Here is a 24,928-nt window from a genome sequence, read left to right on the forward strand (position 1 = left end):
AATGCGCGGGTGGGGAGCAGGGATTATGTCTGAAAGAGTGCTGGTCGCCGGCGCGGGTATGGCGCCGTTTCTGCCGCTGGGTGGCTGTGACAGTCACGCGGCGCTGGCAGGGCAGGCCATTCGTGCGGCGCTGGCCGATGCACGAATCGACTATGACCTGGTCGACCAGGTGTTCACCGCCTGCGTTCACGGTGAAGCCGGCATCGCCGAACAGATGCTGTCGCAGATCGGTTACTCCGGTGTGCCGGTTTTCAGCCTCGCCGATGGTTGTGCGGCGGCCAGCAGCGCTTTCCAGCTGGCCCGCAACAGCGTGCTGTGCGGTCAGGCCGAATGTGTGCTGGTGGTAGGCGTCGAGTGCATGCCTGCTCGCATTTCCAACCGTGAGTTTTTCGGCTTGAAAGAGCTCGGCCGCGAGCAACCGGTCAGGGGCGAGCAGGCCAGCGCTTTTATCGAGCGTCGACAGCAACCGGCGCTGTTGTTTGCGGCCCAGACCAGTTGGTTATTGACCCGCCTGGGTATTGCCGAAAGCAGCTTCGATCAAGTGCTTGAGCGGGCTCGCCGCCAGGCCGGGCTCAATCCCTACGCGGTGTTGCACCGTGTGCCGGGACGCGACGGCTGGCTACCGCCTTACCTGTGCCCGCCGGCCTGCGGGGCGGCGGCGGTGTTGATCTGCACGCCAGCCTTCGCGTTGCGCTTCGGTGCTCGAGCGGATGTCACGGTTCTGGCCAGCGCCCGAGGCAGTGACAGCACCTCGGAACAGGAATCGGGCTGCGTGCTGGATGTGCTGGGACGGGCGACCACCCGGCGCGTGGCGCAGCAGGCCTATCAACAGGCGGGGCTGGGGACCGAAGACATCGATGTGGTTGAGCTGCATGACCAAAGCGTCGGCGACTTCATGGTTTACAGCGCCGCATTGGGCTTTTGCCGCGAGGGCGACCTTGACCGTTTCGTACAGCTCGGTCCTCGCCTGAAAGGACAGATGAATGCCGTGTGCCCGTCGGGCGGCTTGCTGGGCCGTGGTCACGCCCCGGGGGCCACCGGGCTGGCGCAACTGGTCGAGCTGGTCTGGCAACTGCGCGACATGGCCGACGGCCGGCAGATTGCGGGCGCCCGGACGGCGCTCCAGCACAGTACAGCCCTGGGGCGGGCGGTGTCGGTGACCATTTTGCAGCGCACGTGAGAGGAGGCTCGCCGCGCTGTGATTCAACCCATGACTTTTCGTAAACCACAGAGCAGGTAGCAAGCTAGATGAACAAAAATAATAAGATCTGCCATGCAAACTTCCGCAAGGGGTTGTTGACTTCAGCCATTCTCACCGGCCTTGGCATTGCGCCTGTACAGGCCGTTGAGGTCAACACGGGAAATGAAGATTTTACGGTTCGTTTCGACAACACGCTGAAGTTCAACTACGCCCAGCGTGTGGAGTCACCCAACAGCAAGTTGGCCAATTCGTGGAACAACAATGACGGAGATCGTAACTTCTCCTCCGGCAGTGCGGTTTCCCAGCGCCTGGACGTGCTGTCCGAACTGGACGTGGTTTACAAAGAGAAAGTCGGTTTCCGAGTCAGCGCCAACTCCTGGTACGACCACGCCTACGACGACATCGGCAGCGACAACGCCTCGACCAACCAGCTCAACAGCGGACGGCCGGACTCCCGTCACCAGAGTGGTTACGCCGATCGCTATTACAACGGGCCTTCTTCGGAAATTCTCGACGCCTTCGTGTTCGGCAGTACGGAAGTCGGCGAGGAATCGCTGCTCAGCGGCAAGGCCGGCAAGCACACTGTTTATTGGGGTGAAAGCATTCTCGCCTTTGCTCACGGCAACAGTTACGGGCAGTCGGGTCTTGATCTGTCCAAGGCGCTTGCAGTGCCGGGAACCGAAGCCAAAGAGCTGTTCATTCCGCGCAATCAGCTGTCCACCAGCTTCACGCTCAACCCGGAACTGACCCTCGCCGCGCAGTACTTCCTGGATTGGGATGCGGCACGGTTGCCGGAATCGGGCACCTACCTCGGCTTCAACGACGGCATTCAAAATGGCGGGCATAACCTGTCGTTGATCGGTGGGCAGAATCCCCGGTTCGGCACGCCTGGCCCATTGGGTGCCAATCAGTTTTTGCGGCTCAGCAACGGCCACACCTTCAAGCCAGACAAACGAGGTGACTTCGGTCTGATGGCCAAGTGGAGCCCGGAATGGCTTCAGGGCACGCTCGGCGTGTACTACCGCAAGACGTCGGACATTCTGCCCAACCTGGCGTTGCAGCCTGTAGCGGTAGGCCCTGCGCAATTGATCTCCGGCAACGCCGGCAGCTACAACCAGTTCTATGTCGATGACATCGATATCTACGGCATCAGCCTGTCGAAAAGCTTTGAAGGCGTCAGCGTCGGTTTCGACCTGAACTATCGCCACAACATGCCGCTGGCCAGCGTGCCGGCCACGGTCAATCCGGCAGCGGGTGCTGCGGGCCTGCCGGGCTTCATCAGCAATTTTGACGGCGACAACGGCGTGGCCCGAGGCAACACCGTGCACGCGGTGCTCAACGGCTTGACCACCTTTGGCGACACACCGGTCTGGGACAGCTCGAACTTGCTGGTCGAACTCGCCTACAGCCGCTGGCTGGACGTCACCGAGAACAAACAACTGTTCAAGGGCGAAGACTGGTATCGCGGTGTCGACAAGGTCACCAAGGACAACTACGTCCTGGGCGTCAACTTCACACCGACCTGGTACCAGGTGTTCCCCGGCATCGATATGTTCCTGCCAGTCACCTACAACGTCGGCCTCAACGGCAACTCGGCGATCCAGCTCGGCGGTAACGAGGACTCCGGCAGTTATTCGGTGGGCGTCGGCATGGACGTGCACAACCAGTACCGGTTTGACCTGAAATACGTCGACAACTTTGGTCCGTTCGACACCTGCGATTCCGCCGGTAGCGCGGGTGCACAAGGCGCGGGCGCCGCACCTGGTGCCAACGGGCAGTACAACTGCGTACCGGGGCAAACCACTGCCTTTGGCGGTACCCAGCCTCAGCTCAAGGATCGGGGCATGGTCACTTTGACGTTCAAAACGACCATTTGATCGAAGTCTTTGCTTGATAGCAGGAGTCACTCCATGAAATTCGTCAACACACTGTTGTTCACTGCCTTGACCGTTGCCATCTCCGGCGCGGCACACGCCGCGGTTTCCCCGGATGAAGCGGCCAAACTCGGCAGCAGCCTGACCGGCGTCGGCGCTGAAAAGGCCGGCAATGCCGACAACACCATTCCGGCCTACACCGGCGGTCTTTCCACGGCACCGGCCGGTTTTCAGGCGGGCAGTTCGTTCCGTCCGGACCCGTTCGAGGCCGACAAACCACGCGCCGTCATCGACGGCAAAAACGCCGGTCAATTCGCTGACAAATTGACCGCGAGCACGCAGGAATTGCTCAAGCGCTACCCGACGTTCCGGGTCGATGTGTTCCCGACCCATCGCAGCGTTGCCTTGCCGCAACGGCTGCTGGACAACACCGCCAAAAACGCCGTCGGCACCAAAACCCTTGAAGGCGGTGTCGCCCTGGAAAACGCACTGCCGGGCGTGCCGTTCCCGATCCCGAAGGATGGCTATGAAGCCATGTGGAACCACCTGCTGCGCTATCAGGGTCACGCCACCAACTTCAAATACGACTCCTGGAACGTCGACGGTTCCGGCCGGGCGATTCTGGCCACGTCCGGTAACGCTTATCTGGAATACCCGCTCTACGATCCGAAGCGTACGGAACCGGCGAAAGAGAGCGACCTGTTCTTCAAGACCAAACTCTATTACCAGGCTCCGGCACGCCGCGCCGGTGAAGCCATCCTGGTTCAGGACGCCGTCAACCCGCTGAAGATGGAACGTCGTGGCTGGCAATACCTGCCAGGTCAACGCCGGATCAAACTCGCACCGGACATCGCCTACGACACGCCAAACCCGGGTTCGGCCGGTGCCTCGACCTACGACGACGCCTGGGTATTCAACGGCGCGCTGGACCGTTACGACTTCAAGCTGGTCGGCAAGAAGGAAATGATCATTCCTTACAACACCTACAAGTTGAACTATCACAAGGAAGCGGCGGATATCACCACCGCGAACCACGTCAATCCTGACTTGATGCGCTGGGAGCTGCACCGTGTGTGGGTCGTTGAAGCCACGCTGAAACCGGGCAAACGCCACATCTATAGCAAGCGCACCTTCTACCTCGACGAAGACAGCTGGATTGCCCTGGCCTCGGATGAATACGACGCCAGCGGCAAGCTGTACCGCGGCTCCTTTGCGCACCTGGCCTACAGCTATGACGTGCAGGCGCCGAACTCCGACAACCACATGATTTATGACTTTGTCTCCGGCAGCTACAACATCACCGGCATCTACGGCCCGTACGGCGGCATCAAGTACATCGACCCGCTTTCGAAAGCGCAGTGGGCACCTGAGTCGTTGGCTGGCACCGGTATTCGCTAAGCCATAACGCAGGTGTTTTTTTGTCGCCGGCAGTGGACTCCTCGCTGCCCGGCGGCTTTTTTTGTCGAGTAAACCTCATGAATGCATTCAGATGGATAACGCTTGCTGCGCTAAGCGTGGCAGTGGCCGTGCCATTTACCCGATCCGTGGTGGCAGCGGAGTTTGTCGACACGCTGGCGAGCCCGGCAATTCAGAGTGAAAAAGCGCTTAAGGGCATGTTCACCGGATTGGCCAGTACGGGCAAACGCCTGATCGCCGTGGGTCAGCGCGGCCACATTTTTTATTCCGATGATGCCGGCGCCCACTGGCGTCAGGCCGAAGTACCGGTGAGTTCCGATCTGGTGGCGGTGCAGTTCCCGAGCCTGACGCAGGGCTGGGCCGTTGGCCACGACGGTGTTGTGTTACACAGCGACAACAACGGTGAAACCTGGAAGCGTCAGCTCGATGGCCGCCAGGTCGGGCAGATCATGCTTGAACACTACCAGCGCCAAGCGGCGCCGGATGAAGCGTTATTGGCCGAGGCCCAACGAATGATCGATGAAGGGGCCGATAAACCCTTTCTCGACGTCTGGTTCGCCGATGAGAAAACCGGCTATATCGTCGGCGCGTTCAACCTGGTGTTCCGCACCGACGATGGCGGCCAGAGCTGGGTTCCGCTGATGGATCGAACCGACAACCCGGGTGCGCTGAACCTCTATGGCATGCGGGCCATCGGCGATGACCTGTTCATCGTCGGCGAGCAGGGCCTGGTGCTGAAACTGGACCCGGACACCCAACGCTTCGTCAACGTTCCTACCCCCTACAGCGGCAGCTATTTCGGTATCACCGGTACGCCGGGCGCCGTGCTGGTTTATGGCCTGCGCGGCAATGTTTATCGCAGCGTTGATCACGGCGCGAACTGGGACAAGGTCGAGCTGGGCCTGTCCTCGAGCATCACCGCAAGCACGGTCACGGCGGACGGTCGAATCATTCTGGTCAGCCAGGCCGGCCACGTCCTGGTCAGTTCCGACGACGGCGCCACCTTCACGCAAACGCCACAACAGCGCCTGGGGCCTGCCGCTGCGGCTCAAGCCACCGATTCAGGTTCCGTGGTGGTCGCAGGCGCCCAGGGCTTGCGCCAGTTGCCGTACCAATGAGCCCACTTCACATAATAAAAAGAGACGAGCCACGTCATGGGTAATTACAACCTCGATACGATGCCGGTGATCCGAGAGCTCAAGGGCTTCGATGCACGCTCCGGCAACTTCCTTGAACGCCTGATTTTCAATAACCGCCTGTTGGTGGTGTTGACCTGCCTGATCGTGACGGTGTTGCTGAGCTATTTCGCCGCCACCCGGCTGACGCTCAATGCCAGCTTCGAAAAGATGATTCCGCAGAGTCAGCCGTACATCAAAAACTACCTGGAGAACCGCCAATCGCTGCGTGGGCTGGGTAACACGGTGCGGGTGGTGGTGGAAAACACCGAAGGCGACATCTACGACCCGAAATACCTGGACGTACTCAGGCAGGTCAACGATGCCTTGTTCCTGACGCCGGGCGTGGACCGGGCGTGGATGAAGTCATTGTGGACGCCGGCCGTGCGCTGGACCGAGGTCACGGAGGAGGGCTTCCGTGGCGGCCCGGTCATGCCGGACTCCTACGACGGTTCGGCGAGTGGTGTTGACCAATTGCGCTTGAACATTGCCCGCTCCGGGATCATCGGCAATCTGGTCGGCAACAACTTCAAATCCAGCATGATCGTGGTGCCGCTGCTGGAGAAGGATCCGGTCACCGGCCAAGCCATCGACTACCACCAATTTTCGCGGATGCTTGAAGAGCAGCTGCGCAATCAATTCGAGTTTGCCGGCAGCAGCGCTGAACACAAGGCGGGAGAGGAGGGCAAAGGCCCGATCAAGATCCGCGTGATCGGTTTCGCCAAACTGGTCGGCGACCTGATCGATGGCCTGATGCTGATCATGCTGTACTTCGGCGCGGCAGCGCTGATCGCCACCGCCATCATTTATGCCTTCACCCGTTGCGTGCGCAGCACTGCGCTGGTGATTCTGTGCTCGGTAGTGGCCGTTGTCTGGCAACTGGGTTTGATTACCTTGTTCGGTTATGCGCTCGACCCGTTTTCGATCCTGGTGCCATTCCTGGTGTTCGCCATCGGCGTATCCCATGGCGCACAGAAAATGAACGGGATCATGCAAGACGTCGGACGCGGCACCCATCAACTGGTCGCTGCGCGCTACACCTTCCGCCGTTTGTTCCTCGCAGGGCTGACCGCGTTGCTGGCCGACGCCGTGGGCTTTGCGGTGCTGATGCTGATCGACATTCCGGTGATCCAGGACCTGGCCGTCACTGCGAGTATCGGCGTGGCGGTCTTGATCTTCACCAACCTGGTGCTGCTGCCGGTGCTGCTGTCCTATTGGGGCGTGAGCCCGAAAGCGGCGGCGCGCAGTTTGCGCCAGGAAAGCGAGGAGCTGAAGGGCAAGGGGTTGGGCAGTCTGTGGAGTTTGCTTGACCGTTTTACCGAGCGTCGCTGGGCGACGGTGGCCGTGGTGGTTGCCGGGCTGCTGGCGGTGGGTGGCTTCGTGGTCAGCACGCACTTGAAGATCGGTGATCTGGATCCGGGCGCACCGGAGCTGCGCGCCGACTCGCGCTACAACCGCGACAACGCCTACATCACCGCCAACTATTCGCTGTCCAGCGATCAGTTCGCGGTCATGGTCAAGACCGCCAGCGAAGGCTGCCTGAAGTACGAAACCCTGGTGGAAGCCGACCGTCTCGGCTGGCTGCTGCAACAGCAACCGGGGGTGCAGACCACCGTGTCGCTGGTCAATGCCGTGCGGCAGATCACGGCGGGTTCCTATGAAGGCAATCCGAAAATGCTGACCATCGCCCGTAATCAGAACGTACTGAATTACGGTGCGCAACAGGCCTCGGTGAACAACCCGGAACTGTTCGACAACGACTGCTCGATGATGCCGGTGATTGCCTATCTCTCGGACCACAAGGCCGAAACCCTCGATCACATCGTGAAAGTGGCCGATCAGTTCGCCCGCGAACACAGCAACGACGATCGTCAGTTCATGCTCGCCGCCGGCAGTGCCGGGATCGAAGCGGCGACCAACATCGTTGTGCGCGACGCCAACCGCACCATGTTGTTCTACGTGTATGGCGCAGTGATCGTGCTGTGTTTCATCACGTTCCGCAGTTGGCGTGCGGTGGTGGTGGCGGTGGTGCCGTTGATGCTGACGTCGATCCTTTGCGAGGCATTGATGGTCTGGCTGGGCATGGGCGTGAAAGTCGCCACGTTGCCGGTCATCGCCTTGGGCGTCGGGATTGGCGTGGATTACGCGCTGTACCTGCTGAGCGTCCAGTTGGCGCAGCAACGTGCCGGTTTGTCATTGACTGAAGCCTATAAAAACTCTGTCGCCTTCACCGGCAAGGTCGTGGCGCTGGTGGGCATCACTCTGGCGGCCGGCGTGATCACCTGGGCCTGGTCGCCGATCAAGTTCCAGGCCGACATGGGCATCCTGCTGACCTTCATGTTCATCTGGAACATGGTCGGTGCACTGGTGTTGATCCCGGCGCTGTCGCATTTCCTGCTTAAACGCGCGCGTTAACAACACGTAAAAAAGCCCGGCAATGTGTTGCCGGGCTGACGTTGTCATTCCGATGTCAGAGAACAATTCGATGAATACTATTCACTTGAAAGCTATAGCATGCGCTGCCGCACTACTGCTGGGTCTTCCGACAGTCCAGGCGCAGACGGATGTGAGTCCTGAAGAGGCTCGCGCCATTGCCAGGGAAGCCTACATCTATGGCTACCCGATGGTAGACAGCTATCGCGTTCAATACGGCTATTTCGTGGATCCCCGGAACCCCGAGTACAAGGGTCCCTGGAATCAGATTCACAACACGCCTCGGGTCTATACCCCCTCGGACAAGGCCATCCAGACCCCCAATTCCGACACGCCTTATTCCTGGGTCGGCCTCGATCTGCGCGCCGAACCGGTTGTCCTCACCCTGCCCGCGGTGGCGAAGGACCGTTATTACAGCGTCCAGCTCACCGATCTCTATACCTTCAATTCCGACTATATCGGCAGTCGCAGCACCGGTAACGAGGGCGGTAGCTACCTTGTCGTCGGGCCGAACTGGAAAGGTGAAGCGCCCAAAGGGATCAAGAAAGTCTTTCGGGCTGAAACAGAACTGACGCTCGCAATCTATCGCACGCAACTGTTCAATCCAGGCGATATCGATAATGTGAAGAATGTGCAGGCCGGCTTCAAAGTGCAGACACTGTCGGCATTCTTCGGCCAGGCACCGGCAAAACCCGCGCCTGCCATCGATTTCGTCAAACCGCTCAGCCGTGAGGAGCAAAAGAGCTCACTGCAATTGTTCAGTACGCTGAACTTCCTGCTGCAATTTTGCCCGACCGTTCCGTCGGAACAGGAACTGATGGCGCGTTTTGCCAGGATCGGTATCGGCGCCGGTAAAGACTTCGACCCCGCCAAACTCAGCCCTGAGCTCAAGGCGGCTTTGGAGCAAGGCATTGCCGATGCGTGGGCTGAATTTGCAGGTGGGGTCAAGCAGCTCAATGAGGGAGCGCTGACGTCAGGCGACATTCTCGGCTCGCGCGTGACGCTGAAGAACAACTACCTGAACCGCATGCTTGGCACCATTGGTATCTATGGCGCTTCCAGGCAAGAGGCGATGTACCCGTTTTATCGCGTCGATGCCGACCAGCAAAAACTGGACGGCAGCAAGCGTTACAGCCTGCGCTTTGCCCCCGATCAACTGCCCCCCGTCAATGCGTTCTGGTCGCTGACGATGTATGAGCTGCCCGGAAGCTGGCTGGTCGACAATCCGCTCAATCGTTATCTGATCAACTCGCCGATGGCGCCTCAGTTCAAGCGTGATGCGGACGGCGGCGTGACGTTGTTCATCCAGCACGAATCTCCCGGCAAGGATAAGGAAGCGAACTGGTTGCCGGCGCCGAAGGGCCCGTTTGCCATGTACATGCGTTTGTACTGGCCGAAAGAGCAGGCGCTGTCGGGTCAATGGACTGCGCCGCCGCTGGCACTCATCCAGTAAATCAACGGCGTCATTGCCGATGGAAACCGAAATGGCCATCCCTGAACTCAAAAACAAGAAAGTCCTGATCACCGGTGCCGCTTCGGGCATCGGTCGTGCCGCGGCATTTGCCTTCGTCCGGCGCGGTGCGCACATCATCGCCACGGACGTGAATCCGCAGGCACTGAAACAGCTGCAGGTCGACATCGTCGCCATGGGCGGCATTTGCATGATCCATCAGCTCGATGTGTCGAATAACGACGAGATGAAGGCGTTTGCCGAGCATCCGTATATGAAGCTGAGTCCGATCGATGTGCTGATCAACAACGCCGGCATCGGTTATCTGGGCCAGTTTCTACAGAGTGACCTGACGCACTGGCGGCGGGTCATGGACATCAACCTGATGGGGGTGGTGCATGGTTGCTATCACTTCATCCCGCAGATGATCAAGGCCGGAGGCGTGCGCCATGTGCTGAACGTGGCCTCGGTGGCGGGCATTTACCCGTCGCCGACGATGGGCGCCTATGCCGCCTCCAAGCATGCGGTGTTCGGGTTGAGTGAAGTGCTGAAGATGGAGCTGGCGGATTCCAGTGTCAGCATTACCACCGTCTGCCCCGGCATCATCAATACCGCCATCACTCAGGCCCGCAGCAATATCTCGCCTTCCATCAGCGAAAGGCAGCTCGAACGGCTGCAGGCTTACTACAAGGCCAAGGGGTGCGAACCGGAGCGGGTGGCCGAAGCGATGGTCCGCGCCGTGCAGAAGGGCCAGGACCTGGTGCTGGTCGGGCCGTTCGCCAAGCTGATTTTCCACGTCAAGCGCCTGTCCCTGGGGCTGATGCGCCGGGTGATCCTCAATGACGCCCGGAAGATCGGCTACCTGTGATTTGAAACGCAGAGTTCAAACAAAAACAAGAGGAATACAAAACCATGCTGGGCTTGATGCAAGATCAACCGTTGTTGATTTCCAACGTTCTGGAACATGCGCTGAAGTCGCACCCGCACACTGAAATTGTCTCGCGCACCGCTGACGGCTCGATGCATCACTGCACCTATGGCGATATCGGCCGCCGTGCCAAACAGGTGGCCAATGCGCTGGTTACATTGGGCGTGCAGCCCGGTGACCGCATCGGCACGCTTGCCTGGAACGGCTATCGGCACATGGAGCTGTACTTCGGCGTGTCGGGCATGGGCGCGGTGCTGCACACGATCAACCCGCGGTTGTTTGCCGAGCAGATCGAATTCATCGCCAACCACGCCGAGGACCAGTATCTGCTGTTCGACCTGTCGTTCGCGGCATTGGTCGAGCAACTCGCGCCGCGCCTGAAGTCGGTCAAGGGCTTCATTGCCTTGTGTGACCGCGAACAAATGCCGGCGATCAATGTGCCTGACCTGATCTGCTACGAAGATCTGATCGCCGAGCAGAGCAGTGATTTCGTCTGGCCGCAGTTCGATGAACGCACGGCATCTTCGATGTGCTACACCTCCGGCACCACGGGGAACCCTAAGGGCGTGCTGTATTCGCATCGTTCTTCGATCCTGCATTCGCTGGCCCTGTGCACGTCGGACGGCTTCGCTTTGTCTTCGGCGGATTCGGCGCTGTTGGTCGTGCCGATGTTCCACGTCAACGCCTGGGGCATGCCGTATGCCGCCGCGATGTGTGGCGCCAAACTGGTGCTGCCGGGTGCCGCGCTGGATGGCGAGAGCCTTTATACGCTGATGCGCGACGAACACGTCACCCTGGCGCTGGGCGTGCCGACGGTGTGGATGATGTTGCAACAACATGTCGAGACGCAGGGGCTGCAACCAGCAACCGAGCTGTGCCTGAACCGGGTGGTGATCGGTGGTGCCGCCGCGCCGCGCAGCCAGGTCGAGACCTTTGAGACTGTCTTTAATGCACGGGTGCTGCACGCCTGGGGCATGACCGAGATGTCGCCGCTGGGCACTATCTGCAATCCCTTGCCGAAACACCGCAATGCAACCCTCGACGAGGTACTCGACTTGCAGGCCAAACAAGGGCGGGCGTTGTTCGGCGTGTCGATGAAGATTGTCGACGAGGAGGGCGCTGAACTGCCGCGCGATGGCAAGGCGTCCGGCCTCTTACTGGTCAAGGGGCCGTGGATCGCCAGCCAGTATTACGGCGGTGAGGGTGGGCAGATTGTCGATGGCGACGGCTGGCTCGACACAGGCGATATCGCCACCATCGATGCCGATGGCTACATGCAGATCACCGACCGCGCCAAGGACGTGATCAAGTCGGGCGGCGAGTGGATTTCCTCCATCGACCTGGAAAATGCCGCCGTCAGCCATCCGGCCGTTGCCGAAGCGGCGGTGATTGGCATTCCTCATCCGAAATGGCAGGAACGCCCGTTGTTGGTGGTGGTACTCAAACCCGGCAAGACTGCGAGCAAGGACGACCTGCTCAAGGTGCTGCAAAACCGCGTGGCCAAGTGGTGGTTGCCGGACGATGTGGCCTTCGTCGAGGCGTTGCCGCATACCGCCACCGGCAAGTTGCAGAAAATGAAGCTGCGCGAACAGTTTCGCAATTATCGTTTTGCGAACTGAAGGTTACTTATCCAAGGGAACGATCAGCGGGCCGTCAAAGGCCTGCATGATCAACGCCGCTGGTTGCTTGTGGCTGACCAGTTGGGCCATGGCATTCATGTAGGGCGTCAGGTGGCGGAAGTATTTCTTGTAACTCGGGCACAGGTAGTTCAGGCCCGGCTCGCCATTGGGTGCGTCCATGAAGCGGTTTTTCGGACACTCGCCATGGCAGGCGAAGCGGTAATCGCACTGCTGGCAATACGTCGGCAGCGTTTCTTCCTTGGCCGCGCCAAAAGCTTGTTGCGCGGCGGAGGCGAGCAGCACGGCGGGGTCATCGGTCTTCAGGTTGCCCAGCAAATACTCGGGGTACATGTAGTGATCGCATGAGTACACATTGCCGTCGTGCTCCACGATCGCCGCCTTGCCGCAGCGCGGGCTGAACAGGCACACCGACGCCGGCAACTGGCACCATGAGGCCAGTGCCCATTCGAAATTCATGACGTGAATTTCACCGACATCCTGGCGCACCCACTCGTCGAAAATCTTGATCAGAAAGTCGCCGTACGCTTCTGCGTCAACGGTGTGTTTGGTCACGACTGCTGGCTCGGGCACCGCGTGCAAGCGCAATTCCGGCGGGATCGCGAAGTGCAGGCCCTGACTGACTTGCGGCGCGTCCGGTTGGCGCTCCACCACCGGGTTGAACTGAATGTGCCGAACGCCTTCAGCCTTGAGGAAACGATAGATTTCCAGAGGGTATCGGGCGACATCGCGCGCCACCGTAACCAACACATTGAAATTGACGTCGTGCTGCTTGAGCAACCCGAGGCCACGCATTACCTCATCGAAACTGGAACGCCCCCGTTTGTCAGGACGATACAGGTCGTGGACGAAGGGTGGGCCATCGAGGCTGATCCCGACCATGAAACCTTCACGAGCGAGGAAGGAGCACCAGTCATCGTTGAGTAACGTGCCATTGGTCTGCAACGTGTTGCGGATGACTTTGTCCCCCGCGAACTGCCGTTGATACACCATCGCCCGCTGGAAAAAGTCCAGGCCGAGCAGCGTCGGTTCGCCGCCTTGCCAGGTGAATTCGACTTCAGGCGTGGACTGGGCTTCGATGTAGCGCTGCACGTACAGGCGCAGCACGTCGTCGGTCATGCTGAAGCGTTCCCGGGGCGGGTACAGCTGTTCTTTTTCAAGGTAGAAGCAATAACTGCAATCGAGGTTGCAGATCGGCCCGACGGGCTTGGCCATCAGATGCAGGCCCTGGGGCGGGGTTTCGTGGATAGGCATGGTCGGCAGGCTGCGTTCGGACCGCGTCGCGGATCGCTGCGGTTCCAGCGCATGAGGCTAGGGGCAGAACGGGTATTGGCCGCCCCCCATGATTGGGGGGGCGGTCCGAGGTTTACTTGACCTCTTCGACCTCATAGTTCACATAGCCGAACTCACTGCTGCTGGCCGCCAGGTATTTGCCGTTTTGCTCAAAGACCGTGGCCTCGAAGGGCGAGCCGCCGAGGTTGGTGACCAGATGCCCGTCCTTGATCTCGTATTTGGCCGGTACGCCAAACTGGCCGCCATGCAGCATGTTCAGGTATTCGCCTTCTGCAGGCGGCTTGCCGTCGACACTGGCGACCGAGCGCTGGCCGTCGGTGCCGTAGACAATTTCAAAGGTCTGGCCGGTGACGGTGTTGCGCACCTTGATGGTTTTACCCACCACGTAGGCTTGCAGCTGATCGTTGGTCAGCGCCTTGGCACCTTCGGTTTTCAGCTGATCAATGGTTTTGCCGCGCGCCATCAACTTGCCGTCCTCGGCATTTGGCGAATACCAGATCGGCGAGGTCCAGGCGCGTTCCTGGACGGTGGCGGAGACATCGGCTGGCGGCGGCACTTGCAGCTTGGCAGCGTCGTAGGTGCTCCAGCGCGGCGTCGGAATCTGTAGAACACGGGCGTAGTAGAACGCGTGTTGCGCCGGATCGAAATCCGGATCTACCCAGACTTTCTTAAGCTCGGTGGCACCAATGGTGTTGGTGTAAGTGGCCTTGGACACATCGACGGTTGAGCCCACCGGCGGGACTTTTCCTGTGGCGGGGTCTGGCGTGCGATCACCGGACCAGGCGACGTCGTAGATTTTCTCGAAGGTCTGGCCGTTTTTGGTCCAGCCCTTGATGATCTGGATCCGGTCGAGGTTGCCGTCATCGGCATCCTTGACGGCCCACACCACGAAGGTTGGCGCCTCTTTGCCCGGTTTCGCCGGCAAGTCGCCGCCCATGGGCACACCCTTGGCGTAGGCGGCATGCACCCAGTCTTTTTCATTCCACAAACCGCTGTCGAAACCCCAGCCGCCGAACAAACGCACGGGAATCCGCACGCCGCTGGTGCCATAGACTTCCTTGCGTTTCATCGCATCGAAGATCGACTCGCGGGTGTTTTCTTCAGCCCAGACCCCGGCCAGGCCGGAGGTGCTGGTTTGCAGGGCCATCATGCCCGAGTTTTTCTTGCCGGAAAGACGCGCCTCAGGCGTGTTGTCGGTAAAGCCATGGGAGCCGAAGTTGTTGTTTTGCGCATACGGGACCACCCCGTTGTGCGAGTCGCTGGCACCCACCACGCCCATCTTGTAGGGGTTGAAGCCTTTGGCTTCCTGCAAGGCCATGCCGTTCTGCCAGGCCTGCCGGATGTAACTGCCGTTGAGTTTTGAGGTGCTGTTGTCCAGGCCGATGAGGAAACTCATGATTTCGTAGTTGGCGAATTCGTCCGTCGGCGACAGTTCGGGATGGGTTTCCGAGGTGCCCTTGACCTGGTGGATTTCGGTCAAGGATTCGTTACGCATCCGCGTTTCAGCCCAAGCGGCGTCAATGGGCCGACCACGGTCATCGACGTCGACCGGAAACATCAGGCCGTTGCTGAGGTTGGCGTTGTGGGAGATCGCCAGCACCTCATTGCCCGATTTGCGCTGATCGTCCATCCAGCCCCAGAGATCCTCGGGTTTGTTCGAGTCGAGCGCGGTGAACGGCAACGCGGGGACCTTCCTGGAGTCACGGAAGAAGACGTTGCGGTGCATGTTTTGATTGTTGGGGGCGGAGGTCCATTCATAGGCGACGAAGGTAGTGAATTTGCCGGGCTTGTAGTACTTATCGGCGATGGCGATGTTTTGCTGCCAGATGTTGCCGGCAATCTTCGGATCGACCAGCTCCTCAATCGGCTTGCCGCTGATACTGCCAGCGATCCACTTGAAGATCCGATTGAAATCCTCCGGGGTTTTGGCAATCAGCTTTTTGGCAATCGGCAGTTTGCTGAAGTCCGATTTGGGGTCATTCGCCAGCGCAATCACGCCCACGTACTCCGAGTGATCGGTCACACCATGGAAGTCCAGCGGTCGCCCCCGCAGTTGCACCTCAAAGCCCATCGGGTGCATGACCGGCATGCCCAACGAGTATTTGTAAGCTTCTTCCGGCCCGACCAGGTGATTGCCGATCAGGTACGCGTCGATTGACCACGACGTGTGCGAGTGGGTCTGGCCGAAGTAGACCTCACGATCCGGATTGCTGTCCGCCACGGCCAGCGTGCTGACGGCGAGGGTGAGCGCTGCACAAGCGCTGAGGCGATGGTTGGTTTTCATATTCCACGTCTCCGGAACACAGCAGTGACAGTTTAGGACCAAAAACTCGAGACTCGCTCAAAAAACCAGAACGCGGCCAGCGTACCCAGCCCGTAGGAAGCAATCGGTTGGGCATACAGGCGCGCGGACGTTGGCAGCCGACAACGCAGCAGCAACTCGCGAAAGCTCAGTACCACGGCGACGAACATCAGCTGGCCGACCTCAACGCCGACGTTGAAGGTAAACAGGGCAAGGGGCAGGTCGCGTTGTGGCAGGCCGATTTCCGCCAGCGCACCGGCAAAACCGAAGCCGTGCAACAAGCCAAAACAGAAGGCCACGACCCACGGCCATTGGGCAGTAAAACTGTCTTCGCCGCGATTTTTACGGGCGATTTCCACCGCCAGCAACAAAATGCTCAGCGCAATCGTCGCCTCAACGGGTGGACCGGGCAGGTGCACGGCGCCCAGTGCAGCAAGCGCCAGGGTGATCGAGTGGGCGAGGGTGAACGCGGTAATGGTCTTCACCAGCATCCAGCCGTTGCGCACCAGCAACAGGAGGCCGAAGACAAACATCAAGTGATCGAAGCCGCCCAGTATGTGCTCGATACCATGCACCAGAAACGCCCCGGCCACCGAGAATGCCCCCGGCGTGGCGGCGATTTCTATCCAGGGTTGGGCGGGTTGCACCAAGGTGGTCGACAGGGTGCCGTCCAGCCGCGAGACGCGCACCAACACATCGGTGATGCTCGCTTGCAGGCCGACAAATTCGATGCGTTTCCCCACCAGTCCTGCGGGGCCGGCATCAATCACCCGGCGTTCTATCAGTGAGTCGTTGAGTTCGCTTTCCACGGGTTCAACGACTGTTCGCACGCTTTCAGGAAACCTCAGCGCAATCGGCAGACGCATCCCCGAAAGCACCGGCGTGCGCCACAGGACGTCGTAGCGCCCGGCAGCGGTTTCGTTGATTTCCATGTAGGCGGGCCGAGATTCATGGGCGTTGGCTGCTTGCCCGATGAACAACAGACACAATAGGAACCAGGCCGTACGCACCATCACGGCTGCTCCGTCTGAGCGGCTGCGATCCCGCTGGCGGACGCCGGCATCATCACCACCACTTCATATCGCGCCTTCAGTGCCTCGAAGTTCGAGCGTTTCGACGCGGTGCGCTGTTCGGACAGCCAATCGGATTTGACTTGTTGGGCCACGGTCTCGAACGGCGGCGCCGGCGGGTTGGTCAGGGCATCAATCCACACCAGATGCCAGCCAAAACCGGATTCCACAGGGCCCACCCAACTGCCGGGGGTATGTTTAAACAAAGCAATGGCAAATTTTGAACCGAAGTCCCGCGCCACTTGATCTTGCGATTGCTCTGCATAGGCGTTCTTGAACATGAAAGCATCGCCTTCACCGCTGTTCTTGTCGGTCAGGGTGGCCAGCGCGGCTTGAGCCTGGGCTTGCGCCTGCGCACCGCGTTTATCCGAAGCGAAGAACAGGTGATGGAAAGTCGCCAGTGGCGGCGGGGCGTATTGTTGCTGATGCTGGCTGTACCAGGCTTCCAGTACGCCGGGGGCAGGTTCGCGCAGTGAGGCGACATCTTCGGCCAGGAAGTCCATTTTTTGCGCCAGTCGGCGGCGAATGATGGTGTCGTCTTTATCCAGACCCAGCTTCAGCGCTTCGCGATAGAGGATTTCCTCCTTCACATACTCATCGAGCATGCCTTGAAGCTGCTGATCGGAAGGGGGACGCTGCCATCGCGCCAGCCAGGAGATTTCGATGCGCTGGATGTCATCGGGGGTAATTTCTATTTGTTGCGGATCTTGATTGACGGTTGAACGGTGCAAACCACCGTACAACGCAAAGAGTGCGAAACCGGCGATCAGAAAGTGCAGTAACGGCTCGCTAAGGCAGCGCTTGATAAAAGACAGTTGGGAGGTTTGGGAGACGGTTAAGTTCATGACTTATTGCCCCACGCTTTATTGGAAAGTCTTGGATGCGAATGGAGTATTGCTGCTGGCTCGGAACTTTCCACCGAGCTTAATCACGATAAGCACTAAGCCTTAGTCGTAATCGGCTTAAAGAAGACGCCGCCCGCTTTTGCCGGGCGGCGTTGGAACTTAAGGCAAGTAAGTCACGTGAACATCGTTGACCTTGCCATTAAAGGCAAAGGGCGCACGATCGAAGTAGTCCAACGTGACGGGGGAACCCAAATCTTCGGCCACGTCGAAAGTCTCACTTGCGGTGAACGTCAGGGATGGCGTAAACGGCGTCACGCCTTTGGCGACTTCCTTCCCGTCCAGTAGCAAGCTCAAGTTGGCCGGTGCCCCGAGTTTGGCTGATGACATTGCAGTCAACACTTCAATGCTGACTTTGCCCGCCGGTACTCGTTCGGCCGATTTCAACTTGACTCGCGCAATGGCCAGATCGTTGTATTCGTAGACCAGGAAACCGTCATCCATATACAGGCTGACTCCACCACCAATACCGCCCAAAGCGTACAACACACCGCTGGCGTTGGCCGGAACTTCGGCGTCTATCACGACCTTGCTGTTCTGGCTGCGCAAGTTGGGCGCGGCGAACTCGGGGAATCGCTGGACGCGATCACTGAAATGCCACTCGCGCTGGCTGGTGCCAATACGCGCCGCCGGATTGAGGAACGGGTACAGACCGGCGCCAATCGGGTAGACATGGTTGGCCTTGGCCTGGACGTCGAACTCTGCTTTCAACTCCGCGAGTTTTTCCGGGTTGCTGGCGGCCAGATCATGAGCCTGGGAATAATCGTTTTGCAGGTTGAACAGCGACCACTGATCATTCGCCGGATTCCAGCCCACGAACTGCGCGAAGCCTTGGACCCAGGGTTTGCGCGGACCGAACACCGAGGCCATCCAGCCGTCCTTGTAGATGCCACGACTGCCCAATACTTCGAAGTATTGCACCGTTTTTTTCGCCTTCGCCTGAGCGTCGTTGAAGGTATAACGCAGGCTCACACCGTCAATCGGGTCCTGCGCGATGCCGTTGACCTCCTTGGGCGGTGTGATCGACAGCACGTCATAAACAGTCGGGGCGATGTCGTTGACATGGTGGAATTGCCCGCGAACCCTGGCGTCGGCCTTGATCTGCTTGGGCCAGGAAACGGCCATTGGCGTGCGCGTGCCGCCGAAGTAGCCCGCGACCAGCTTGGTACCTACAAACGGTCCTGAACCTGCCCAGGCCCAGGCGGCGTTGTACATGTTTTCAAGCTTGGGTCCACCGAGGGCTGGCAGGCCGCCATACATGTCGTTGAGCACTTTAAGCTGCTGGTCTTTAGGTACTGGAATACCGTTCTGCGCCAGCAATTCGTTGATCGTGCCTTCCATGCCTTCGGCAGAAGCGCCGTTGTCGCTCAGGACATAAAAGATCAGCGTGTTGTCGCGTTTGCCTTGGCGTTCCAGTTCGTCGAGGATCTTGCCGGCCTGGGTGTCGGCGTGTTCCAGGAAGCCGGCATACACCTCCATCAAACGCGCCTGATATTGTTTCTGCTCAGCCGACAAGCTGTCCCAGGCGGGTAGCTCCGCCGGACGCGGGGTTTGTACGGCGTCCTTCGGAATAAAGCCCAGGGCTTTCTGACGAGCGAAGGTCTGCTCGCGATAAGCGTCCCAGCCACCGTCAAACTTGCCTTTGTATTTATCCGCCCATTGCGCGTTCACCTGATGCGGGCCGTGCACGGCGCCCGGCGTCCAGTACATGAAGAACGGCTTTTCAGGCGCGTAGGTCTGGTGGTCCTGCAGCCAGTTCACGGCCTGATTGGCCAGGTCTTCGCTGAGGTGATATTTCGGATCACGCGCCGGTTCGATCGGCGTGGTGTCGCGGTACAGGCGCGGCTCGTACTGGGAGGTTTCGCCCGCCAGGAAGCCGTAGAAATGCTCAAAACCGTAGGCCGTCGGCCAGGTATCGAAAGGCCCGGCGGCAGTGGTGTCCATCGGCGGCGTGTTGTGCCATTTGCCGAACGCGGCGGTGCTGTAGCCGTACTGCTTGAGCACTTCGGCCATGGTCGCCGAGCTTTTCGGGATTTCGCCGGTGTAGCCGTCCCAGTCGGTGGCCAGTTCGGCGATCACGCCGTTGCCGACGCGATGGTGGTTGCGCCCTGTCAGCAACGCTGCGCGGGTGGCGGAGCTGATCGCTGCGGTGTGAAAAGCGTTGTAGCGTACGCCGCTGTCGGCGATCCGACTCAGGGTCGGCGTGTGGATCGCGCCGCCAACGGTGTCGGACTGCGCGAAGCCGGCGTCATCGAGCATGATCACCAGAACGTTCGGTGCATCGGCGGGCAGGTGGGGTTGCTGCTGGCGTTTCTGGTGCTTCGATTCTTGCAGCGTCGGTTTCGCGTCACTGGCCGAAGGCGTGGGCGGGAAGGGCAGTGTGTCTTGTGCCGCGGCGACCGAGCTGGCCAACAGTGCGCAGAGTTTCAGGGTGAAACGCCCGGCGGGTTGCAGCTTCTGGGACATGGGTGTCTCCGTTTTCTATGTATTACAAACGGCGCAGCCGCCCGGTGAGATACCGGACGGCTGATTGATGAGAGGGTGGGTCAGACCGCGAAACTGGTGATGTCTTTGGGCGCGATATCGTTGGCTTGGCAGAACGCCAGGTAACGGTCGACGCTGGATTTCCAGTTCTCGATGGCGACGATGTTGTCGTTCTCGTCGAAATACAGCAGGTCACCCACGGTAATGTTCAGGGTGATGATTTCATCGCCGTACTCGGGCAGTGCCACAGGCGTATGGCTGGAACCTGCGGTTTCAAAAACCACGCCGCCTTCTTTCGAGACCCAGTCGTGTTCCAGGTACTTCCAGCCACCCTTGATGGTGTAGACGATCACCGTGCCGGAGTGGTGATGCTTGGGCAGAACAGTGCCCGCTGGGGCCTTGAGCAGGGTGATGGTCTCGCCGCGAATCGGGTCGCACTTGAGGTATTTGATGAAGACTTCATCGCTGTAAGGCGCGAACGGGACCCACGGCAGTTCGTCTGCGTCGATGGCGGCGGTGTCGATGTTTTCATAAAACATGCTTGTTGTTCTCTTGTTGGGGTGAAGGTTACACACGGTTTGAAGGGGCATCCTGTATGGCCTATGCCATCAGCACCCCCCTCTCGCCGAGGGGTATCTGTTAGTAGCGTTGAGCCACGGCAAACCGGGTGCCGCTCAAGTAACGCCAGAACAACAACGCATAGACGATGTCACCCGATGCCAACACCGGCAGTGGCCAGGAAATGCTGCCCGTCAGCCAGTGACCCCAGATGATCGCGACGACCATGATTTTCAGGACAATGCCGAGCACGATGTACGGTCGGAATCGCACCGGGTCACTGCTGATCATCCAATAGGCCCAGCCAAAGATGACCACCAGGGCCATGGTGATCTGAATGAACAACGCTGACGTCGGCGTAACCTCCAACCCCATCAGGTTGGCGACGGGGGCCATGGCCACCAGGAAAGGCAGACCGGCGAGTACGTTGAAACAAGCGGCGGACTTGAACAGCCCGTTGGTGTAAGCGTTTTGCATGTGTGTTTCCCTCAACCCAGCAGTTTGAGCAGTTTCGGATAGCTGTTAGGCAGCAGCCGGCTCAACCAGAACACGGTGCTCGATTTGTTGCCGGTCATGATCCGCTTGGAACCCTTGCGCAGGCCCTTGATGATGTCGGCTGCACACACGTCTGCCGGGGTCTGCAGCATGCTGGCGGCCTGGGCGGCGAATCGGGTTTCTTCGACGCCGGCGTCCTTGCAACGGCGGCTGGCCTTTTCGATGTTGGTCTTGATGCCGCCGGGGTGAACGCACACCGCGCGTACGCCGCTGTTGTCCAGTTCCGACCACAGGCATTCGGTGAGGCCACGAATGGCGAACTTCGACATGTTGTAGGCGCTCTGCATCGGATACCCCATCAAGCCGAAAATGCTGGAGATATTGATGACACAGCCTTCACGCTGCGCCAGCATCATCGGCAAAAACGCCTTGGTGCCGTACAGCACACCCCACAGGTTGATACCCAGTTGCCACTCGTATTCTTCCATCGAGGTATTGGCGACCGTGCCGACGACGGTGGCACCGGCATTGTTGATGACGTAATGCGCGGTGCCGAAATCGTGTTTGACCTCGTCGGCGTGTGCCTGGAATGCTTCCCACGACGCCACGTCCAGCAAATATCCTTTGACTTCACTGCCAGCCGGCAGCCGTCTCAGGGTTTCATCCAGCCCGGCCCGATTGATGTCGGACAGGGCCAGGCGTGCGCCGGCGTCCGCGAATTGAATCGCCAGTTCCCGGCCAATGCCGGAACCCGCGCCAGTAATGACGACGACTTTGTTTTGAAACATGACTTTTATCCTTCTTGTTTTGATGTTTCGCCAACCCTCGATATCGCAAGGGCAGGGGACTTATTTGCTGAGAATGTGAATGGCGACCGCGGCTTCTTCGATGCCTTGCAAGCCGCCGCCGTTTTCCTGAATGGCATGACGCGCGCCTTCGACCTGACGCTTGCCGGCCTCACCGCGCAGCTGCGTGACCAGCTCGCAGAGCTGGCCGAGGCCGGTCGCGCTGATCGGATGCCCCTTGGACTCGAGACCACCCGACGTGTTGACCGGGATCCGCCCGCCTAGTGTGAAATCGCCGCGTTCAGCGCAAGGCCCGCCCATGCCCGGCTCGGCCAGTCGCAGGTTTTCGACCTGAATGATTTCGCCCATCGCCGAGGCGTCATGTACTTCGGCGACGTCGATGTCGTCAGGCCCGATGCCCGCGAGGTCGTAAGCGTGATCAGCGGCCAGTCGCGCGATGTTCAGTTCTGGCTGGTCCAGGCGACGGTGGCTGAAGCTGCGAATCACGCTGGCCGACACCTTGATGCAGCGACGGCGATCGGCACCGATGCGCTTCAATCCTTCCTCGGTGCAGAGGATTGCCGCCGCAGCACCATCCGAAAGCGGTGCGCACATCGGCAGGGTGATCGGGTAGGTGATGGGTGGTGCCGCGAGGATTTCTTCGATGGTGAACGGCTTGCGAAACTGCGAAAACGCGTTGTGTACCGAGTGGTTGTGGTTCTTGGCCGACACGGCGGCGATCTGGCGTTGGGTGGTGCCGTAGGTTTTCATGTGATAACGGCACATGGCGGCATAGATGGCCATGAAGCGGCTGTAGGGTTTGTCCGACTCCGACCCTTCGGGAATCTCGACGCCTTCCCCCATGTTCACCAGCGTCTGGTAGTTCTCTTCAACCCGAGACACGTCCCATCCGCCTTCGAAAATCTGGAAGGCCTTGGCCTTGTCGGGAATGTTCATTTTCTCGGCGCCCAGCGCCAGGGCGACATCGGTGGTGCCGGCCTGGAGACTTTGCACCGCAAGATTGAACGCCGAACTGCCGGACGCGCAGGCGTTTTCAACGTTGTACACCGCGATGCCTTCGATGCCGATCTTGCTGAACACGACCTGGCCCGGAATGGAGATCTGGCCTTGCAGCGGGCCGTTGGTCATTCCGGCGTAAAAGGCGATGCCCAGATCCTGGCGGCTGCAATGTGCGTCCTTCAACGCGCCTTCCAGGGCTTCGCGCGCCAGATTGTCGAGGCTGCGCTCCAGATGACGGCCGAAGACCGTCATCGCGATGCCGGCAATGTAGATAGTGCTCATGCAACTCTCCTGAGAGGCGCCGCATGACTGCGGCGCCGTTCTACGGTGATGGGGCGATCAGATCTGGCGTTGCGCGCCATCCCAGTACCGCGCACGCAGGTCTTTCTTCAGGACCTTGCCCACCGGGCTGCGCGGGAGGCTGTCGATAAAGTCCACGGACTTGGGCGCCATGACGCCGCCCAGTCGGGTCTTGCACAGGTCGATGAGTTCTTGCGCGGTGGCGCTATGGCCGGGGTTGAGTTCAACCACCGCCTTGACCGCTTCGCCCCATTTCTCGTCAGGCACGCCGATCACGGCGCAGTCCTGCACGGCCGGATGGCTCCAAAGCACTTGCTCGACTTCGCTTGGATAAACGTTGAAGCCACCGGTGATGATCATGTCTTTCTTGCGATCGGTCAGGTGCAGGAAGCCTTCGCTGTCGATGTGGCCGATGTCGCCGGTGTGCAGCCAACCGCCGACGATGGTTTGTGCGGTCACCTCAGGCTGTTTGTAGTAGCCCTTCATGATCAAGTCGCCCTGCACGCAGATTTCACCGGTTTCGCCCTTGGCAAGAATCTGCCCGGCATCGTTCATCACTTCGACACGGATCAGCGGGTTGGGGCGGCCGACCGAGGACAGTCGACTGTCACTGGCCAGTTCGCCATTGATCAGGTGCTCGTCCGGACGCAGGTTGGCGATGCTCGCCGGGGCTTCAGTCTGGCCGTAACCACCGGTCATGATCGGACCGAAGACATCGATAGCTTTTTTCAGCTTCTCGACCGACATCGGCGCTGCGCCGTACAACAGGTATTTGACTGAAGAGAAGTCGAGGGTTTCGATCCCGGGGATTTCCAACAGCTTGTAAATCACAGTCGGCGGCAGGAAAAACTCGGTGACCTTGTGTTGCGTAATGGACGCCAGCATCAGCGCCGGATCAGGCTTTGGGAGCACGACGACCGTGCCACCTTGCGCCGTGCACGGAACGGCCAGCAGGCCAGCGGTGTGGGTCATCGGCGCGGCCGCCATGTTCACCGGTTTGTGTCCGTCGCGATAAGCGCAGGCGAGCAGGAAGTGCGCAATGAACGTCTGTGCGCTGCGGTGCGTGTTCATCACGCCCTTCGGCTTGCCGGTGGTGCCGCCGGTGGGCGAAAGCATGACCACGTCGTCCATGTCATAGGCGACTTCTGGACGCGTGGAGGGCTGGCCTGCGGTCCAGGTGTCCAGCGACGGTGTATCGCCGTCGGTGGCGTCGATGCAGATCCAGTGCTTAATCTTCGGCAGCCCAGGACGAATATCCGCCATTACTGAGGCGAAATCGTGCTGGTAGAACATCACGTCACAATCAAACGCGTCGAGGATGTCGGCGTTTTCCTGGACCGAGTTGCGCGCATTGACCGGAATCCAGGTCATGTTCGCGCGCCACAGGCCCAGGGTGCAGGCCCAGGCCGTCACGTCATTGCCGGCCCAGATCGCGCCCTTGGTTTCCTTCGGCAGGTCCAGCGCCAGCAACGCATTGGCGATGCGGCAGGACAGCGCACCGATTTCATCAAAGGTAAACGCACGCTCGCCCTGGATGTAGGCGATGGCATCGGGATCGATGCGCCAGCCGCGGTCATAAAAATCGATGATAGCCATGTCAGCTCC

The 24,928-nt window shown here is 59.8% G+C and carries 18 protein-coding genes; 8 read left to right on the top strand and 10 right to left on the bottom strand.

Translation table 11 applies throughout. The features are described 5' to 3' along the window. The first annotated feature begins 25 nt into the window (after positions 1-25). The 8 genes from ACA049_RS14460 (at position 26) to ACA049_RS14495 (ending at position 12,096) form a co-directional block, all read left to right on the top strand. Entirely contained in the window at positions 26-1,180 is a 1,155-nt protein-coding gene (locus ACA049_RS14460) for a thiolase C-terminal domain-containing protein (protein WP_497336484.1), read from the top strand. A gap of 68 nt (positions 1,181-1,248) precedes the next feature. Then, positions 1,249-3,078, top strand: a complete 1,830-nt coding sequence (locus ACA049_RS14465) for a DUF1302 domain-containing protein (protein ID WP_497336486.1) — start codon at positions 1,249-1,251, stop codon at positions 3,076-3,078. 33 nt (positions 3,079-3,111) lie between these two features. Continuing rightward, positions 3,112-4,473, top strand: coding sequence for a DUF1329 domain-containing protein (locus tag ACA049_RS14470; RefSeq protein ID WP_497336488.1), 1,362 nt, complete (start codon positions 3,112-3,114; stop codon positions 4,471-4,473). A 77-nt stretch (positions 4,474-4,550) separates the two neighbouring features. Next, complete coding sequence (locus ACA049_RS14475) at positions 4,551-5,609, top strand: WD40/YVTN/BNR-like repeat-containing protein (protein ID WP_497336489.1); 1,059 nt, start codon at positions 4,551-4,553, stop codon at positions 5,607-5,609. Between the two features lie 36 nt (positions 5,610-5,645). Then, positions 5,646-8,081: an efflux RND transporter permease subunit gene (locus ACA049_RS14480; protein WP_497336491.1), complete on the top strand. Its 2,436-nt coding sequence runs from the start codon at positions 5,646-5,648 to the stop codon at positions 8,079-8,081. Between the two features lie 70 nt (positions 8,082-8,151). Then, positions 8,152-9,552: a DUF1254 domain-containing protein gene (locus tag ACA049_RS14485; RefSeq protein ID WP_497336493.1), complete on the top strand. Its 1,401-nt coding sequence runs from the start codon at positions 8,152-8,154 to the stop codon at positions 9,550-9,552. Positions 9,553-9,583: 31 nt separating this feature from the next. Then, positions 9,584-10,417 carry an SDR family NAD(P)-dependent oxidoreductase gene (locus ACA049_RS14490; protein WP_497336495.1) on the top strand — a complete coding sequence of 278 codons (834 nt, stop codon included), beginning with the start codon at positions 9,584-9,586 and terminating at the stop codon, positions 10,415-10,417. 44 nt (positions 10,418-10,461) lie between these two features. Then, positions 10,462-12,096, top strand: a complete 1,635-nt coding sequence (locus ACA049_RS14495; protein WP_497336497.1) for a 3-(methylthio)propionyl-CoA ligase — start codon at positions 10,462-10,464, stop codon at positions 12,094-12,096. Between the two features lie 3 nt (positions 12,097-12,099). Here ACA049_RS14495 and ACA049_RS14500 read toward each other — a convergent pair whose 3' ends face one another. The 10 genes from ACA049_RS14500 to ACA049_RS14545 all read right to left on the bottom strand — a co-directional run bounded on the left by ACA049_RS14500 (position 12,100) and on the right by ACA049_RS14545 (position 24,919). Further along, a complete protein-coding gene (locus tag ACA049_RS14500; RefSeq protein ID WP_497336499.1) occupies positions 12,100-13,368 on the bottom strand; it encodes an anaerobic sulfatase maturase in 1,269 nt (422 codons plus the stop codon). A gap of 112 nt (positions 13,369-13,480) precedes the next feature. Further along, on the bottom strand, positions 13,481-15,691 hold the full coding sequence (locus tag ACA049_RS14505) for a DUF3604 domain-containing protein (protein WP_497336501.1): 2,211 nt from the start codon (positions 15,689-15,691) through the stop codon (positions 13,481-13,483). Positions 15,692-15,723: 32 nt separating this feature from the next. After that, positions 15,724-16,722 carry a HupE/UreJ family protein gene (locus ACA049_RS14510; RefSeq protein WP_497336869.1) on the bottom strand — a complete coding sequence of 333 codons (999 nt, stop codon included), beginning with the start codon at positions 16,720-16,722 and terminating at the stop codon, positions 15,724-15,726. After that, complete coding sequence (locus tag ACA049_RS14515; RefSeq protein ID WP_497336503.1) at positions 16,722-17,624, bottom strand: peptidyl-prolyl cis-trans isomerase; 903 nt, start codon at positions 17,622-17,624, stop codon at positions 16,722-16,724. Before ACA049_RS14515 ends, ACA049_RS14510 begins: the two co-directional genes overlap by 1 nt. A gap of 159 nt (positions 17,625-17,783) precedes the next feature. Beyond that, positions 17,784-20,147: an arylsulfatase gene (locus tag ACA049_RS14520; protein WP_497336505.1), complete on the bottom strand. Its 2,364-nt coding sequence runs from the start codon at positions 20,145-20,147 to the stop codon at positions 17,784-17,786. Between the two features lie 80 nt (positions 20,148-20,227). Next, positions 20,228-20,704, bottom strand: coding sequence for a 2,4'-dihydroxyacetophenone dioxygenase family protein (locus ACA049_RS14525; protein ID WP_497336507.1), 477 nt, complete (start codon positions 20,702-20,704; stop codon positions 20,228-20,230). A gap of 100 nt (positions 20,705-20,804) precedes the next feature. Continuing rightward, positions 20,805-21,200 (bottom strand): hypothetical protein, encoded by a 396-nt coding sequence (locus tag ACA049_RS14530; protein WP_497336509.1) that lies wholly within the window; start codon positions 21,198-21,200, stop codon positions 20,805-20,807. Positions 21,201-21,211: 11 nt separating this feature from the next. Continuing rightward, on the bottom strand, positions 21,212-22,006 hold the full coding sequence (locus ACA049_RS14535) for an SDR family NAD(P)-dependent oxidoreductase (RefSeq protein ID WP_497336511.1): 795 nt from the start codon (positions 22,004-22,006) through the stop codon (positions 21,212-21,214). Positions 22,007-22,066: 60 nt separating this feature from the next. Continuing rightward, positions 22,067-23,305 carry a thiolase family protein gene (locus ACA049_RS14540; protein WP_497336513.1) on the bottom strand — a complete coding sequence of 413 codons (1,239 nt, stop codon included), beginning with the start codon at positions 23,303-23,305 and terminating at the stop codon, positions 22,067-22,069. 57 nt (positions 23,306-23,362) lie between these two features. Beyond that, on the bottom strand, positions 23,363-24,919 hold the full coding sequence (locus ACA049_RS14545; protein ID WP_497336515.1) for a class I adenylate-forming enzyme family protein: 1,557 nt from the start codon (positions 24,917-24,919) through the stop codon (positions 23,363-23,365). Between the last annotated feature and the right edge of the window lie 9 nt (positions 24,920-24,928).

Source organism: Pseudomonas sp. LBUM1662 (genome assembly GCF_059695915.1).